This is a genomic window from Flavobacterium piscis (assembly GCF_001686925.1).
In the GTDB taxonomy this organism is placed as follows: Bacteria; Bacteroidota; Bacteroidia; order Flavobacteriales; family Flavobacteriaceae; genus Flavobacterium; species Flavobacterium piscis.
In genome coordinates this window covers 16,499-31,899 of sequence record NZ_LVEN01000013.1, presented here as the reverse complement: position 1 = coordinate 31,899, position 15,401 = coordinate 16,499, and the positions used below count along the sequence as shown (strand labels likewise).

The following is a 15,401-nucleotide window of genomic DNA, read 5'->3' as shown; positions in this document are numbered from 1 at the left end:
CAAAAATAAAACCAACTTTAAATTAAGCCACTGTGATATCATTATTTATTTGAATTTATTATTAATTTTAAAAAGGTAGGAAAATTGATTTCCGTCATTTTTTAATTCGGCTTCCATTAGCGAAATTTTATTTTCTTTAAATTTAAACAATAAATCTGATAACTTTCGTAATTTTAATTTTGCTACATTTTCTAATAATTCTGCACTTGTTTGTATTGTTGTTTGAAATATACTATTACTTGTTTTTAGTTTATGAATTTTAATAGATTGTTCATATTTATATTTCAAATATCTATATTCTTCTTCAATTTCTCCAATACTTTTATTAGACTTTGAAAGATTTGTTATCCAAGTTCGCAATCCCCAAATGGAATTATATGTTTCAGGATCTTTTTTAAAATAAAATATTTGCTCCCAACTTAAATCATTAACTTCTATGATTGGGAAATCCTCCAGAATCAGGTTGTAAATCTCGGCTTTAACATTTGTAATGTTTTCAATAGAATAGATTGAATTGTCACAAGGAATTGCAGTGAACTTTGATTCGTCATATGAAGTCGAAATAATACGTGTTTTTAAGTCATGACATAAATTACAGAGATTAAAAAAATTGGCAGTGTTTTGGCTTTTAGATTCATTTAATTTAGATTCAATTATTGGACTAATCTGTTTATGAATTTCAATATATTTTTTTTCGTTAGACAATTCATCATAATCAAATATGATTTTTTTTTCTTGAATTAAATATTCCAAATTTTGATTCCTAAAATCTAAATCATCAGTTTTTTTATCCTCATAATATTTATCCAAACCACCAAATTTATTAAATTCCTCATTCATAAATAAGTAGCCTTGGTATATTACAAAATCATTTAGCGAAACTAAACCCTTTTGCTCCAAAAAAGAACGAGAATCTCTGAACATTTGTTTTTCAATGACTTCTTTCCATTCAAGCAATCCAACTATGAAAATTTTATCAAAAATTAATAACTCCCTTTTGATATCGTTTATATTTTGGAATGAATTGATATTTTTAAGTCCAATAAGTTCGTTCATATACCATATGGTTGATTATGCAGTTAACGTTCCGCTGCTTACGAATTGGTGATGACAGAGGTATGATTTATTTCAGTTAAAGATAAAGTTTTTTCTTGATAAAAAAACGTCAAGGTTATTAGCAACACATTACGCGAAACCGCTGTCAGCGGTTCTTCCTTTTGTTTCAAGTAATTATCAAATATATCTCGACTTATCCATTAGAGATCTTGGGTATATTTGGTAAATAATTCTTCCAACTCTTCCATAGGGCGAAACCCCAACTCCATCTTTTGCATGCACAAATAAACCATCTTCATAAGTTACTTCCGTAAGTGAATGAGGCAAATCTTTATATGATTTTTTTTCGAAAGTTCAGCTATGAGTACCGGGATATATTCTCCATCCTGTTGTCCTCTCCATACATATGCAGATTTTGTCATTGCATCTAAGGCGTGCCTATCTTTTGAAAATCCCATTTTCACTACTATATATTCTCCATTATGGTTTCTAATGAATGGCGTTCCATAGTTCAACCTATTATAATATACTTTCAATGGATCGCCTTCAAACACTTGTGCTATGCTTAGATATTCGTTTGGTTTATCATTATGTGGCAATAATAAGTTGCACTACATTCGATGTCTTAGAGATTATATAATTGGATTGTCAAGATAGTTGGTTCAATCAATTAAATTGATTAATATTAAATTTCGCTGCCACTAATTGGAAGATAATTATTAACCCAACAAACGATTTAACATTGGTTATTTTTGTATATTTTGTTATATTTATGACTATTACCAATTTACAAATAAATGCCCGTAGACCCAGGAAGTACACATCTTTAAGCGACATAAGGCACCTGTATTGATCAAACTAATATTTTTCAACGTAAAAAGTTCAATATGGGAGTTTTTCTTCTTTAAAATGCGTACTGGAAAAATCAGCACTAAGTATTAGGATGAAGATCGTTGTTTTAACATTATGTCAAAAATCTCATTGCAACCCTTCTTCAATATCTGCAATCAGGTTCTCGAATCCCGGCTCGTTGAATGAATAATCAGCATTCCAAACTTCAAAATAGGTTTGATATTTGAGAATTGTTGGTAAGAATGCAGCATACTCCAAAATTGTACTAGGAAAACTGTCCAGTGGATTACTATTTCTCCAGATGATCTGAACTTGATTGAAATCACAATTGCAATTAGTTGATAGTGATTTGATAGTATTATCAAAGATCAGTTTTTGTGCACTCCTCGGAGCATAGTTGAGTGATCTTATATTTGTATATGCACAGTTAAATGTACCTCCAACTTGAATTGGAACGCCTTTTAAAGAGGTAAGATTAACCAACGCCGAGCAGTCAAAATCCCCACTTACAAGGTTAAATTGTAATGGTAGTTCCGTTAAAAAAGAAGCAAAATCCGGAAATCTCACAGATCCCAAAACATCAACGGTATTTTCAATATTTATTGTATAATTACCTATTATAACAATCCAATAAGACCTTATAATAGCGTCAATTTCATTTTCCTTAACCATAAAATCATCTTGCAAAATGGAATCTAAATTCATATGGGTAGTGATATTTTTTTAACGTAAACCAGATTTAATGTCATAGATAATATTTTCGAAATTCGATTGATTCAATTTATCATCATCAGAAAAGATGTCGTCTTTTAAGTAATACATATATTTAAAAACGGTTGGCAGGTACTTTTGGTTTTGAACAATAATTGGAGGTAAGTAAAAATCCTTTTTATGCGGTTTTTTTTGTATTTCAATTTCAATTCGCTTCACTTGACAGTTCTTTTTCCCCATGTATATGGAGGTTCTATTATTGATTGATAAAATATTGCCAATGTATTCAGGAAGTCCAATTAAGTTAGTTAGGGGGTTCCCAGTCACATGCAAGGATGATCCAACATGTCTCAAACTAGATTCTAATGAAATTAGATCATTTTCAAATAATGAACAATTGCCACCTATTATTTCAGGCGCACCATCAAGTGTTACAAGTTTGTTCAGGAAAGCGTTAAAATTACCATGGATATGTGTGGGACACCCCTTTAATGATGTCAATGAATTTTCATGGCATGCGAAATCCCGTCCTACAGAACTTGGTGAGCCTTTCAAGGATGTTAATTGATTGTTGGCACAATTAAAATCACCGCCAACAAAATCTGGTGATCCTTTAAGGGTTTGCAATTTATTAGCGTAACAATAGAAGTCACCACTAACTCTTCCAAACCTAATTGGTAATTTTCTTAAAGATGTATTGGTGATTTTTACACTTCCGTGAACATCTACCAGATCCTCTCTTAAAATGAAACGATCGAGTTTTATATTATAGCGTTTAACTATATTCTCAATTTGCACTTTAGTTATCATAATCATCTGGTTTTGAAGCTAAGATATACCGCCTGATCAATATACACCAGCATTTACGAGAAGAATTAAAATTATTTTCCTCTTTTATCCATTTCCCGGAACTCACATTTTGATATATAAATATACCCGACATACAACCTTGGTATGTGTGACCTTAATTTCAACACCAAATGCTTGATCAATTAGAAATTCGATACTTTAAATTATCCTGTTCGACCCTTTTGGCGGGTCAAACGAAATTAAATCAATTATCCAAAAGCTGATATCGATAAATAGATAAGAAAGGAAGAAAAGAGAATAATATAAAGAGTACCTGATATGCTGAAATAATGGCTCTATACGGCTTAAATATCATCAATTTCGGTTTATTTAGCTAAGACAGGACGAAAGGATGCAACTCTATCTTTCACAGCTTTCACACCCAGCATTCTATTATCATGACTGATAGAAGAACCATTTCCTAACTTTGTAATCCAGTTACCAGCTTTTGAAATATTATAATAATCACGTTCAATGTCCTTTTAATTACATTCTGCGAATTGGCTGTTCGTTTTTTAATAGTATAGATTTAATCTATGTAAATTTCAAAAAAAATAATCACAAACTGTGATTTTATTATTTTATTGTGATTTATGACAATAATATAATTGTCAAATGTTAAAGAAAGCGCATGTATTAAGTTAAAATAATGTTAAAGTTTAAAAGTCAAAAAAAGACAAATATTTAACAGTCAAAACTTTACATAGTTATCAACAAAATAAATTTTTCGCACATGGTGCATTAATAACACTATTAAGTATCTTTGTTACAGGAAACCTAGAAATAGGAAAAAAGGCTAATTATGCCGTGAGAAGCACTAGCCTTTGTTGATGTGTAATCGAGTTTACAGCGATTAGTAAATTTCGAATGTGAATGTTCTTTGATATAGACTCTGTAACTTGATAAGTTGACGCTTATCATTCCAATGTTTAATTTTAACTTCGGTTACAATGATACATAACGATGCCCCAAATGGCTACAAATATGTTTACTCTAGATATAAAACTATCAAAGGTAAAAGACATTATAAAGCAAATGGCGGACTCTATAAATTTCTTGTAAAAGATATTTAAGAATCTAAAAATTTGAATTAGTTTACAGATCTTGTCAAAGAGAATGCTGTTGAAGGACAAAAAAAGTTCTACTTAATCGGGTAGGACTTTTTTATTTTTACGGAAATCCGTAATTGTCACTTGTTTGACAACCGCATGGTCAAAAATAACTCATTTAATACGTTTGTAATCATACTCCAGAAACACAAACATCAATTTAGAATCAATATAAATAAGTAAATAATTGAATCACAACGGTTTATGCTATTTTAGTGAATTTTTAGGCACCAAAATACCCTTTTTTTTATGTTTTTTATGACAATTTTTTGCACGAAAACGAATGAAACGACATAAAAAATGACAAAATAAGCAAGTAAAAACTTACTTTTTTAGCGACTAAACGTCGTTTTTTACTTGTTCTCGTGCAAAATCATGTCAATTATAATCAGTTTATTGTGCTTTGTGACAAGTAGTGTCAGTTATAACCAAATTAAATAAGCTACTGTCATTAGCAAACAAAACATTCTTTGTTATTTTCCTTCAAATGCTTTACGCAATACCTTATTGCATCAATAGTATGGTTCCAGCGGTCAATTGGTTTCTCACCATTAGTCTTCCAAGAATAATTATTTAATTCGTTTGCTAAGTCTTTACACTTATAGTCAACAACGATAACGTAATTTTTCATTAGCATTACTCCCTCTCTTACTTATCCGGCAGCCTTTTTTGCGGGAACAATATTAATACCGCCAAGTTTGATTTCATCTATTTGACGACCTGCTGCGCTATAACCAACAATAAGATTAGAACCGCATACAACTTTAAAAATTTTAATTAACTGATAAGTATTCAATCCCTTTTGATAGAGATGTTGACAAACATGAATCCTCATGTTTTTGTTATCGATTACTACCGCAATCAATGTCGATAGACCTACACTGTAACCCCAATCCGCGCCAAAAGTAATTTCTTCATCCTTCGGAAACGTTACATATTCCCAGTTTGAAAAGATACCGCCTTCGCTCTTTTCTGACCAAGATCCTAAAATTATATTCGAGTACTTCTCAACGTTTAACTCTTTTAAGGTCTCAACTTCTCTAATGAAGTCAGTACTTAAATTCTGCTTGCTGTCCAGGTAAGTTGATTGGATGTAACCGGTCCCATCCTCAATTCGTAATAATAAAAAAAAAACAGTTATAAATCCAATGGTTCTTTGTAGTTGGATTCAAGATCATTATAACCCGGTTTTAAATTCCGAGGGTTCGAACAGATAAGTCAACTTTATCAAAGAGAGTTTCATCCACCAATTCCTCACTTTCATCACAACACCACGTTGTAATTCCTGATATCCTTTTTAATTTGGCTGTGTTATCCCCGTTTGAAGTTCTTAGTCCAAGGAATAGAATTAATTTATGGAATAAGAAAACAAATTGTATAAAAATTTGTATAACTCTTATGAGGTTGCCAGGATTAATTAGCCTGGCTGCTCGACCTCAGTAAAAAAACAGCCCATAAAAATAATCCAGCATAAAAATGATCTTAACAAACAAGGAGAAATCCATCTTAGACCAATCAAAATTAAATAAGCTATTCAGTACACCAGTACCAAATGTGTATAGTCATAACACGACCATATCCAAACCACTATATACCACATCATCATCATCATCATCATCACTTACACCTCTATCATCATCCAATACATCTCTCATCTATATTATTAATGACTATGATAATAATACTGATGTAGAACCACTGATAACAGACCTTGCCGAATGTACTGATGAAAATCAATGTGCGCAGATTGCGCTATTTTTTGCCAGTTCTTCTCTGCTCCACATACCGAACAAAATAGTTTACAACCTAAAAAAATATACATCGAAATCTTTACTAAGAGAAATCGATAAGGATTTGACCGTGGCGGTCGAAAAGTGCTTAATAGTCATTTCTAATCTCTCCTCCACATATTTTAACGATAAATGGAAGACATTGAACTCAACGATCCTACACGAACAGACACAAAATAGTGCATCCAATTACATTTATAACAAAGTGATTGATTGTCTATTATCCGGCTCGAAAGAGAAGGGGCCAATGATAGAAATAATGAAGAACAAATTTGGCAAAGAAACCTATAGTCAGGGCGTAACATCACGAAAGTTTAAAATCACAGATACGTATTATAACGCCGGTTTAACGACCTATAACTTGACTACACCTAAACTTATTCGGCAACGACAAAAGCACACGTTCAAGACCCTTAAAATAGCTAGTGACAACATAATAGCTGCTAATCTTATAGAGTTATATTCTCAAATAGATTACCCTGATGAATCAGAGATATTGAAAAGAGGAAAAGAACTTTGCAAAGCAAAAAAAAAGAACAAGAAAGGCAAAACATACACCATGAGGAACAGGCACAAAAATGAATATTGGAAGGATCATGAAAACAGAACATTTATTGAGGACAATATCCTCTTATATAAATATCTGACTGATAACGGAATTATGATTCCGATCGTTGGCGATCATAAATCAGGCGGTCGAGTTGTTGATTGCTTTACTTTAATGCCCAGTTGGATAAGAGCAATGATAAAAATCGATGGAGAACCAATTGTTGAAGTAGATTATGCCTGTCTTCATCCAAATATCGCAATATCATTATACGGTGGAGCACAAAAATACATCACGCATAAATCAATTTCTGATGATACAGGAATTGATAAAGACATCATCAAAATAGAGCATCTGTCATTTTTCAATAAGCAGCGAGCGGAAATGAAAAAGTCCCCATTATACAATTATTATACGAGCACTGAAAATAGAATGATTAAGAATATTATAAATGAAAAGATTTGTTTAAATTATAAAATCACATCACAAAGATTGTTTGAAAAAGAAGTCGAAATAATGACCGAGGTAATAAGAAGATTGAATCTTGAGGGAATAAATGCCGGGTACGTTTACGATGCCTTATTTACCACTCAAAAGAATGTTGACAGGGTAAGAGAAGTAATGAATCGAGTGGCAAGTGACTTATCAATTTACACCACTGCGAAATAAAAATAAAAGAACATTATGAAAGAAATAAAAGAAGACGATTGCTGGGAAATAAGTACCAAATGGGAATCATTTAGATTGGCGGAAGCAACAGAGGAAGAAGCCACGGAGGTAAGTGATGAAATAATGTCAAAATTTATTGCAATATAGCACGATAATACAACCATATAAAATAAAAAACCCAGCCGATCTAAGGATTTTAGTTAGCTGGGGTTTAATGTCATGTTTTATTTAATAATTAATTTTTCGGCGCCATAAAATAGGCCCATATTATAGCTATAATTGGTAAAGAAAAAGCTATAACAATAATGATTATATGTTTGGGATCAAGCAATAATACCAATGCTGCAAAAGCAATTATATATAAGGGAACAACTATTTTCCAATGGCGAAATAATTCCCGTACGATTGCCATTATCTTTTGCGCAGCTTCAATATTTTGTATATATTGTTGCTCTCTGATCAATCTTCCTTTCCTCATTTTGTAATTGTAAATTTTCAATGGAAGTTTCCGGAGATTTTAAATCACTACGATTAGATTCATTATTTGACGGTTTCCATGAGTGGCACATTTTGTACTGCAAAATGAATATCCTAATACTAAGTCTCTTCGGTACCACACTGTTTTTTCGTCTGAAACTTGGCTATTTCACCATTTACATATATTCATCTGGTTTTTAGATTTTAAGTTATTGATTTTAGTTCTTACCTGTCGTGAAGGTTAATGGTGGACTATAACCTGTACCATAGCTGTTTGTTGCATAAGCCCTGACATAATGCGTGGTATTTGGAAATATACCGCCCATCAATGTTCCGTTGAAATAAGTAAGATTTGGAAATGTGCCTTCTTGTTTTGTCTTATAAACATTCTGCCAAGTAATGTCCGGGTTCTCAAATTTTGACCAAACAAAACCATAGGAAGTTATTACATCGCCACCGTTATTTATAACTGATGCACCACTACTAGCTGTTAATCCCGATCCACTTAAAGCAGAGATTTTAAGAACTGGAACTCCAACTGCTTTAGTAGTAAATACGATCACTTCACCATAAAAGGTGCCCAAACCATTTGTACCATACGCTCTTGTGTAATATTTGGTATTTGCTTTTAGGTCATTCAAATTAATTTCAAATACATTCTCAGAAGGACTTGTTACATCGGTTTTAGCATCTGCTGTGGTCGGAATTGGACTAACAGCTGAAATGCAAACACCAACCGATAAGAATTTACTACCACCATCGCTTAGGATAGTACCACCAACTTTAGCTGTAGATGTATAAATAGAACTGGGCTGATTAGTTATTATAGTTGGTAAGCCTACTTTTTCAGTTGTAAATGACATTACTTCGCCAAAAGAAATCCCTGAATTATTAATAGCATATGCTCGAATATAATACTTAGTGTCTGGCTCTAAATTGGCTAGCGAACAAATAAATTTATTGGAATCAATAACTCCTTGTACATCTCTATCTGTAGTGGTTGGTATTACATTAGTTGAAGAAATATACACACCGTAACCAACTACGTCTGAGGTTCCTTTATTTACAATTGTTCCACTTGTGATTGCTGTTTTAGATGTTATCAGCGTCACCGATCCAGTACTAACTATTGGTTTTGTATTTTGAGTTGTTACAAAGCTGATTTCATTTCCATAGATTATTCCGGAGTTTGTCAACACATAGCTTCTAGCATAATATTTTGTGATAGCATTTAGATTTTGAAATGAAAAATTGAATTGTCCAATTGCGTTCCCCTTTTCTTCAATTTTTAAATTTTCAATAGTTGGGTTTGTATTGATACTGATACAAATTCCTTTAACTGTTATTTCATTCATGCCTACTAATTCTATATTAGCGGATATCGTTGCAGATTTTTCTGTGATGTTCTTTACTTCAATTGTTTTTATACTAATCGAAGAAGGACTATTCTCTTGTTTATCATCCCCTGCACAACTACAGAGTATTATTGGAAAAAGTAATAAAATGCTCAATTTCAAAATTGTAATTTTTTTCATATTTAAGTTTTTTGGTATTGGAATGGTTTTCGGTTTAATTTGATCAAAATGATGTAACATCAATCCTTAACGAGTTTTATCGATCAAATTTTTTACTGTTTTCTGGTTTTCAATGACCATGGATTTATAATCTTTTTTAATGGCGTCTGGAGTAATTCCTACAACTTTACCATTAATAGATTGTCTTATATAAAATTTGGATAAACCATATTTAACATAAAGCGCTTCTAAGGCAACAGCATCATAAGAATTATAATTTTTTGTTGTATTTTTACTCATTTAGAAATTTCGTTTCAAATATTGAAACAAAAATATGGAATTATATTCCGCTTTAACAAATAAAAAAGGAATAATATTCCTTTATAATTAATTTTTTATGAGTATTTCACTGAGAATAAAAGAGTTAAGAAATCTGAAAAACCTCACTCAAAAGGATTTATCTACAAAAATAAAGGTTGACACTAGTCAATTTAGTAAAATAGAATCTGGAAAATTGCAACCAACAATTCAGCAATTAATGGATATATCTTCCCATTTCGGTGTAACAATGGATTGGCTGTGTTTTGGAAATACTGAGGCAGCAACCAATGATAAAAGTGAAGCTGGTGATCAAAACTACCAGGAATTAGCCGAAGCAAGGAAAGCCATAATAGACTATCAAAAAGAAGAAATCGATCAGTTAAAAAAGAATTTGAAGCAATTGAAAAAGAATTAAGATGTTTTTTAAACAGATTTTTGTATTTTTATAATTAACTATTAGTCAGTACCTAAATCTTATTCTATGATACTTCATGTCTTAGATAATTCCAGATACTTTAAGTTTCTTGTCATAATACTTTTGGCAATTACTACACTATTATGCGTCTTATTAGTTGATCATCGCCGTCAGACTTTAAAATTAGAGATAGAACTTGCCAATATAAATCAAGAACTTCAATTTAAGGAATTTACTCACGATCGAAAAATGAAGGAATTTGAACAAGAAGCAAAGCGACATCAGGAGCAGGTTCAGCAATTGAAGTCAGAAATATTGTCGAAATTAAAAAGAGAAAATGAAAATAGACATTGAAGTAGTCAAAAATTATCTTATTGTATTCGAAGAATACGATTCCCCCGTAATTTCAACATACGAACTGTTCAAAAAGCTAGGATTAAATTATCAAAAAAATGATGACATTAAGATAGTATATCATTATTTAAAAATACTTTATGACCAAGATTTAATAGATATCGAGAGTAATAAGGCAGATGACAGGCAAACCCTAGGTATTACATTTGGTCACAGTGGAATAGTTATGTTAAGCAGTAAGCATTTTAGACTTACTAATGAAGGGCATAAAACTTTAGAGATAATGCAGCAATCTAAAATTTGGAATTTTACCAAATCTCAACTAGGTACAATTGGTGTAGAAAGTATCAAACAAATCCCTACGATTGCCCTAGCGTTGATTAAGCATCAGTTATCTATTTAAGTGATTTAGTTATGATAAGACTCGTAAGCAACAATGAAGTTTAAACCTATTAACAATAATCTTAGGTTTATGAAAAATTATTAGTCACTGAACCATAATTTATCAAATTACTTAAGTTATCTACCACTGTACCGTCTTGATTTGATCTCAAATACTTATTAGGATTGCTCCCTACTACTGTAATAGTAGCACCTCTTTTCCATCCTTCTGTATTGTAATTCCATAAAATTGTTATTGCAGAATTTTGACTATTATCTAACAAGCTAACAGCATTTGATTTTGTTGTTTTTGCAGCCAAGCCGATTGTGTTATCCTTGTAACTAAATTGATGGATAGCATAGTGCGTAATAACATTTTTATCATTCTTCCACACTCCTGAAATTGCATAATTTGCCATTTTATTTTTCTTTTTTAAATTATTTACGTTATTTTAGTAAACATTCTCTTAATTATTTGCTTCATAAATTACATCCCCAAATATCTTTTTTAAGCCTTCTAAAGCATTATCTGATAACTCTTGTGTGAAGAGTAGTGATAATCTCTTTTTAGGTCTTGAACATGCAACATAAAACAGGTTTCTGTTTCTTTCATAAGTATCTTTTTTATCAGCAGGAACTTTTTCTGAATTTATCCACTCAAGAAATTGATTCCAATTATACTGATTCCATCCTCTACCTAGAACTATAATCACATTTTCAAATTGAGCACCTTTTACACCATGTTTTGTTGAATATAAAGTTTTGTCATCGATATATTTTGAAACACTTGAGATTTCAGCATATGGAATTGACCTTATTGATTCGATTTTTGAAACAAAGTTCTTATCATCATCTTCTCTGTCTTTTTCAGCTACAGCTTTAATTTGAGTAAAACGATATTCTTTCTCCTCAATTTTCCTTGGCAATCTTGGTTTCTTCGTTGTTTTTAGTAAATCCAATACATTACCAACAGTTCCGGCTTGACGCAAGGCAAGAAGATTAGTCATATCATCAAACCAGACTTTTTTATCTGCGTGCTTTCTGATACTGGGTGTACCTATATTAAAAGAACGAATCATTTCTCCATACTTATTGTTTTGAAATGCCTCAGAACCTATTTCTACTACATCCATAAGAAAAGACATGTATTCATTATTTTTTTTAAGGAAGTCGTCATTGTCAGAAAATACTTTAGCGACATTTTGATATCCTTGTTCAGAAGCAAGAACGTTATTTGTAAGCATAAGAATTTTAGTATTTTCAGAACTAATATTCCAATCATTTTTGTTTAATTCCTGTTTAGTCCATTCTAAATAATCATGTGCAACATCTTCTGGAAGATCACCATTCCAATGTGCGCCTGTTCTTCGCTCCCCTTTCCAATTATTGCTATGAAAAACAACAATTTCTCCTTCAGATTCTGGATCATACTCAAACTGTTTAAGCGAAGGACGCATCCTATTTAAAACTGTAACAATATTTTTATCCGAACGAAAATTTGCTTGTTTACCAATAATTTCCATTTTACCTTTACTTGTCTCAATAAAACCACAAGATTCTGTGCCGTAAATCTTCTGCCAGTGATCACCAAAAAATCCTAAAATTATATTAGATTCTACCTCAATAAAATTGGCGACTAATGCTTCAGTTAAAGCTTTATTTGTATCCTGATACTCATCAATTAGAATAATCGGATACTTACTTGTAAATATCTTTTTAAATTTATCATCGTTCAATAGCGAAGTGAATAATTTTATTACATCATTATGATGCAAAAAGATTTCTTCGTCAGTTATCTTTGGATATCCTAAATTATAGATAACTCTTTGAGATTTTATTCCTCCCGCTTCTTTAATCCTTTCCTGCCATTTATCACCCAAATCTAAGATTCGGTCACGAAGTCCTTTTTGAAAATTTTGTATCGCTTCCCATGCGAAAGCATGTATTGTATCTGCTAACACGATGGGATGATTATCTGTTCTTGAACGGATTTCATCTTTTGCCACGTTTGTATAGGTAATACATGCGATTTTTTTACTTGCTTTTAAATACTCTGCATTATTTTTTTCTATAAGGTACTTTAAAGCTTTAATTAACGTGTAAGTCTTACCTGCACCCGCACCGGCTTCAACAAGAAAGTGCTTTTTATCATCAATTGCTTTAAATACATTAGCTAAACACTCAATTGATGCCTTCTCTGCAGGACTTAAATCTACTTTTTCTGACATGATTTTATTCTACTACTTCATTAATAACTTCAACTGCATCTATAGCTGGGGCTATAGGCTTACTTGCAAGCCACTCTAGACCTTCATGGATATATTTTGGCACAGTCCATTTGGTTTCTTCAAGTGCATATTTCAAAGCAAATTCAGTTTTTTTCTTGTTGTCTGGTGCTAGTGCTTCGGCGCTTGCTTCTACATCATCTTCTTCAATCTCTAAAATTCCAAAATGTTCTCTATTAGCCAATATAAATGCTTCTTCAAAGCTTCTACCAATTGCCGCCTTTCCATCTTCTGTAATTTGAAATGCAATTCTTCTCGATCCAGAAACTTTATTCTCTGCCGTAAGAGCAAGACAAGCTGCAAGCTGATAATAGCCTTGAGAGTCTTTAGCAAACCAGTTTTTTATTCCAGCATTTGAAGTATGCGAGCCATTTTTTACAAATGAGCCTGGATAAGTAGTTTTCTCACCATGTGTTATAAGTACCGAATCTAAGTCAGTAATAACCAAACATTGCAATTCAAGAAAATCTAAAAATTTATAAAAATGATGAGCAAATGCACCACCTACCTCTATCGTTGTTACATATTGCAAACCAAGTTGCGGCTTAGTCGCATCTGTTGCATCACTTTTTGCTATCAGTAATGGCATCATTAATCTTTCCGCTGGCCCCTCAATAAGAATAGCTTTATCGGCAAAATATAAGTCACACTTAGTTAAAGTCAAATATTTATGAAGGAACTCTTTATCTTCTTTCAGATCATTAGCTGTGAATTCTTTTCTCAAATCTTTCACTATCGTCTGTCGTTCTGGTTCTTTTGATGTTAAAAAATATCTAATTGCTTCAAACTCGGCTTCATTCGCCATATGTGTAGAATGTGTAGTAACCACAAACTGAACAGGCCAAGGTTTACCATCATTTAATGTGTTTGAAAATTCCTTTGCAATTTCATACAGTTTTCTAATAAAAATCTGTTGCATTTGCGGATGTAGATGTGCTTCCGGTTCTTCAATAAAAATAATATCTAAACTGTTGGAAACTTGCCTACTTTGGTACCTGCGAAAGAACTCAAAAAGTTGAAATAAAATGTAAATCAAATTTCTAGAACCTAATCCATTATATGTTTCAGGTAGGAAAAGATTATTCCCTTGTCCATATCGAATTTTTGTATGACTCTCTAAAATATTTGATACATCGATTGTGGTTTCAGTACTCAAATTAGGATCCGAAAGACCTGGATAACCAAACAGCCCTAGAGCAGGTAAAAGCTTATTTAACTGACTATTAAAATCAGTGTCTACCTTTTCTTGAATATCATCAATCACTACCTGTAATGCTGCCGAACTATCTTTCATATCTTCAGGTGCGGCATTAGATTGGGATGTTTTAAAAAGCTGCGCTAAAACTTTTCCTAACACATCTTTCTCAGAATGAGTAACGTCATCAAGTCCCCTTTGTGCATTTATAAAGCTAGCCCCTAATAATGATCTAAATTTCGAGTAATCAATTGTAGCTGTATTTTCCGGATCAGTAGGATCTACAGCTGTAATATGAGTTTCAAAAAGGCTTGGGATTCTCTCTTTAAGTGACTTCATAAAGATTTTTATGCTATCTTCACTTTCGTCTACTATACCATCGAAAAGTGAGTCTATTTTACCGTTTTTAAGAGAGTATTTAATAGCTATGATAACAATATTGCTTGCCGGATCAAGATCGATTACAAAATCTCCTAATAATCCCAAATCATCTATATCAATTGGATATTCTATTGTAATTCGAATTTCAATAAATGGAAGATTGGCTCGTATCTCATCATCCTCTTTTCCATTCAACTTCGCATTTAATCCTTTAAGAAAACCATCCATCGCAGAAAGACTAAAATCATAAATTGAGAATGATGGATTTTTATCACCAATTAGTCGGCGAAAAATTTCCGTCAATGATGTTTTGCCTGAATTATTTCTTCCAACGATAACTGTTGTGTGATCTTCTAAAGAAAGGATAACATGTTTTAATAATCGAAAATTGGATATTTCAATAGTTTTAATTTTCATTTCTATGGCTTTAATGATAATAGTTTTAATTTTTATTTTATAATGAATTATAAATAAGCAACAGCTATTAATTGCCTA

The 15,401-nt window shown here is 31.9% G+C and carries 16 protein-coding genes; 6 read left to right on the top strand and 10 right to left on the bottom strand.

Annotation, left to right across the window (positions count from 1 at the left end; translation table 11 throughout):
* Positions 1-45 precede the first annotated feature (45 nt).
* The 3 genes from FLP_RS08805 to FLP_RS08790 form a co-directional block, all read right to left on the bottom strand.
* Positions 46-1,056 carry a hypothetical protein gene (locus FLP_RS08805; RefSeq protein WP_065449160.1) on the bottom strand — a complete coding sequence of 337 codons (1,011 nt, stop codon included), beginning with the start codon at positions 1,054-1,056 and terminating at the stop codon, positions 46-48.
* Positions 1,057-2,034: 978 nt separating this feature from the next.
* On the bottom strand, positions 2,035-2,613 hold the full coding sequence (locus FLP_RS08795) for a hypothetical protein (RefSeq protein ID WP_065449158.1): 579 nt from the start codon (positions 2,611-2,613) through the stop codon (positions 2,035-2,037).
* Between the two features lie 18 nt (positions 2,614-2,631).
* Complete coding sequence (locus FLP_RS08790) at positions 2,632-3,429, bottom strand: hypothetical protein (protein ID WP_065449157.1); 798 nt, start codon at positions 3,427-3,429, stop codon at positions 2,632-2,634.
* A gap of 989 nt (positions 3,430-4,418) precedes the next feature.
* On the opposite strand from FLP_RS08790, the gene FLP_RS25840 reads away from it, so the two are divergent.
* Positions 4,419-4,541, top strand: coding sequence for a hypothetical protein (locus tag FLP_RS25840; protein WP_262496266.1), 123 nt, complete (start codon positions 4,419-4,421; stop codon positions 4,539-4,541).
* A gap of 688 nt (positions 4,542-5,229) precedes the next feature.
* Here the strand turns inward: FLP_RS25840 and FLP_RS25450 are convergent.
* The gene (locus tag FLP_RS25450) at positions 5,230-5,412 is read right to left on the bottom strand and encodes a hypothetical protein (RefSeq protein ID WP_165606659.1); all 183 of its coding nucleotides are present in this window, start codon (positions 5,410-5,412) and stop codon (positions 5,230-5,232) included.
* Between the two features lie 641 nt (positions 5,413-6,053).
* Here FLP_RS25450 and FLP_RS08785 point away from each other — a divergent pair.
* Together FLP_RS08785 and FLP_RS25835 are read left to right on the top strand one after the other, a co-directional pair.
* Entirely contained in the window at positions 6,054-7,583 is a 1,530-nt protein-coding gene (locus FLP_RS08785) for a hypothetical protein (protein ID WP_123921657.1), read from the top strand.
* A 15-nt stretch (positions 7,584-7,598) separates the two neighbouring features.
* Positions 7,599-7,730 carry a hypothetical protein gene (locus tag FLP_RS25835; RefSeq protein ID WP_262496265.1) on the top strand — a complete coding sequence of 44 codons (132 nt, stop codon included), beginning with the start codon at positions 7,599-7,601 and terminating at the stop codon, positions 7,728-7,730.
* Positions 7,731-7,818: 88 nt separating this feature from the next.
* Here FLP_RS25835 and FLP_RS08780 read toward each other — a convergent pair whose 3' ends face one another.
* From FLP_RS08780 to FLP_RS08770, 3 genes are all read right to left on the bottom strand, one after another.
* Positions 7,819-8,061: a hypothetical protein gene (locus FLP_RS08780; RefSeq protein WP_065449155.1), complete on the bottom strand. Its 243-nt coding sequence runs from the start codon at positions 8,059-8,061 to the stop codon at positions 7,819-7,821.
* Between the two features lie 217 nt (positions 8,062-8,278).
* Positions 8,279-9,595, bottom strand: a complete 1,317-nt coding sequence (locus FLP_RS08775) for a fibronectin type III domain-containing protein (protein WP_123921656.1) — start codon at positions 9,593-9,595, stop codon at positions 8,279-8,281.
* Positions 9,596-9,661: 66 nt separating this feature from the next.
* A complete protein-coding gene (locus tag FLP_RS08770; protein ID WP_065449153.1) occupies positions 9,662-9,874 on the bottom strand; it encodes a hypothetical protein in 213 nt (70 codons plus the stop codon).
* A 97-nt stretch (positions 9,875-9,971) separates the two neighbouring features.
* Between FLP_RS08770 and FLP_RS08765 the strand changes: the two genes are divergently transcribed.
* From FLP_RS08765 to FLP_RS08755, 3 genes are all read left to right on the top strand, one after another.
* Positions 9,972-10,310 carry a helix-turn-helix domain-containing protein gene (locus FLP_RS08765; RefSeq protein WP_065449152.1) on the top strand — a complete coding sequence of 113 codons (339 nt, stop codon included), beginning with the start codon at positions 9,972-9,974 and terminating at the stop codon, positions 10,308-10,310.
* 66 nt (positions 10,311-10,376) lie between these two features.
* Positions 10,377-10,664 carry a hypothetical protein gene (locus FLP_RS08760; protein WP_065449151.1) on the top strand — a complete coding sequence of 96 codons (288 nt, stop codon included), beginning with the start codon at positions 10,377-10,379 and terminating at the stop codon, positions 10,662-10,664.
* On the top strand, positions 10,648-11,067 hold the full coding sequence (locus tag FLP_RS08755; protein ID WP_065449150.1) for a DUF2513 domain-containing protein: 420 nt from the start codon (positions 10,648-10,650) through the stop codon (positions 11,065-11,067). The genes FLP_RS08760 and FLP_RS08755 overlap by 17 nt, the downstream gene beginning before the upstream one ends.
* A gap of 67 nt (positions 11,068-11,134) precedes the next feature.
* Here the strand turns inward: FLP_RS08755 and FLP_RS08750 are convergent, their stop codons facing one another.
* Genes FLP_RS08750 through FLP_RS08740 form a run of 3 tightly spaced genes read right to left on the bottom strand, consistent with a single transcriptional unit; the run spans position 11,135 to position 15,323 of the window.
* Complete coding sequence (locus tag FLP_RS08750) at positions 11,135-11,464, bottom strand: DUF3892 domain-containing protein (protein ID WP_065449149.1); 330 nt, start codon at positions 11,462-11,464, stop codon at positions 11,135-11,137.
* 48 nt (positions 11,465-11,512) lie between these two features.
* On the bottom strand, positions 11,513-13,273 hold the full coding sequence (locus FLP_RS08745; RefSeq protein ID WP_065449148.1) for a UvrD-helicase domain-containing protein: 1,761 nt from the start codon (positions 13,271-13,273) through the stop codon (positions 11,513-11,515).
* A 4-nt stretch (positions 13,274-13,277) separates the two neighbouring features.
* Positions 13,278-15,323 carry an ATP-dependent nuclease gene (locus tag FLP_RS08740; protein ID WP_065449147.1) on the bottom strand — a complete coding sequence of 682 codons (2,046 nt, stop codon included), beginning with the start codon at positions 15,321-15,323 and terminating at the stop codon, positions 13,278-13,280.
* Between the last annotated feature and the right edge of the window lie 78 nt (positions 15,324-15,401).

Coding starts and splice junctions, on each gene's coding strand:
- FLP_RS25835 (WP_262496265.1), top strand. CDS start 7,599: ATGAAAGAAATAAAAGAAGACGATTGCTGGGAAATAAGTACCAAATGG.
- FLP_RS08775 (WP_123921656.1), bottom strand. CDS start 9,595: ATGAAAAAAATTACAATTTTGAAATTGAGCATTTTATTACTTTTTCCA.
- FLP_RS08785 (WP_123921657.1), top strand. CDS start 6,054: ATGATCTTAACAAACAAGGAGAAATCCATCTTAGACCAATCAAAATTA.
- FLP_RS08740 (WP_065449147.1), bottom strand. CDS start 15,323: ATGAAAATTAAAACTATTGAAATATCCAATTTTCGATTATTAAAACAT.
- FLP_RS08755 (WP_065449150.1), top strand. CDS start 10,648: ATGAAAATAGACATTGAAGTAGTCAAAAATTATCTTATTGTATTCGAA.
- FLP_RS08795 (WP_065449158.1), bottom strand. CDS start 2,613: ATGAATTTAGATTCCATTTTGCAAGATGATTTTATGGTTAAGGAAAAT.
- FLP_RS08780 (WP_065449155.1), bottom strand. CDS start 8,061: ATGAGGAAAGGAAGATTGATCAGAGAGCAACAATATATACAAAATATT.
- FLP_RS08750 (WP_065449149.1), bottom strand. CDS start 11,464: ATGGCAAATTATGCAATTTCAGGAGTGTGGAAGAATGATAAAAATGTT.
- FLP_RS25450 (WP_165606659.1), bottom strand. CDS start 5,412: ATGAGGATTCATGTTTGTCAACATCTCTATCAAAAGGGATTGAATACT.
- FLP_RS08770 (WP_065449153.1), bottom strand. CDS start 9,874: ATGAGTAAAAATACAACAAAAAATTATAATTCTTATGATGCTGTTGCC.
- FLP_RS25840 (WP_262496266.1), top strand. CDS start 4,419: ATGATACATAACGATGCCCCAAATGGCTACAAATATGTTTACTCTAGA.
- FLP_RS08790 (WP_065449157.1), bottom strand. CDS start 3,429: ATGATAACTAAAGTGCAAATTGAGAATATAGTTAAACGCTATAATATA.
- FLP_RS08745 (WP_065449148.1), bottom strand. CDS start 13,273: ATGTCAGAAAAAGTAGATTTAAGTCCTGCAGAGAAGGCATCAATTGAG.
- FLP_RS08765 (WP_065449152.1), top strand. CDS start 9,972: ATGAGTATTTCACTGAGAATAAAAGAGTTAAGAAATCTGAAAAACCTC.
- FLP_RS08760 (WP_065449151.1), top strand. CDS start 10,377: ATGATACTTCATGTCTTAGATAATTCCAGATACTTTAAGTTTCTTGTC.
- FLP_RS08805 (WP_065449160.1), bottom strand. CDS start 1,056: ATGAACGAACTTATTGGACTTAAAAATATCAATTCATTCCAAAATATA.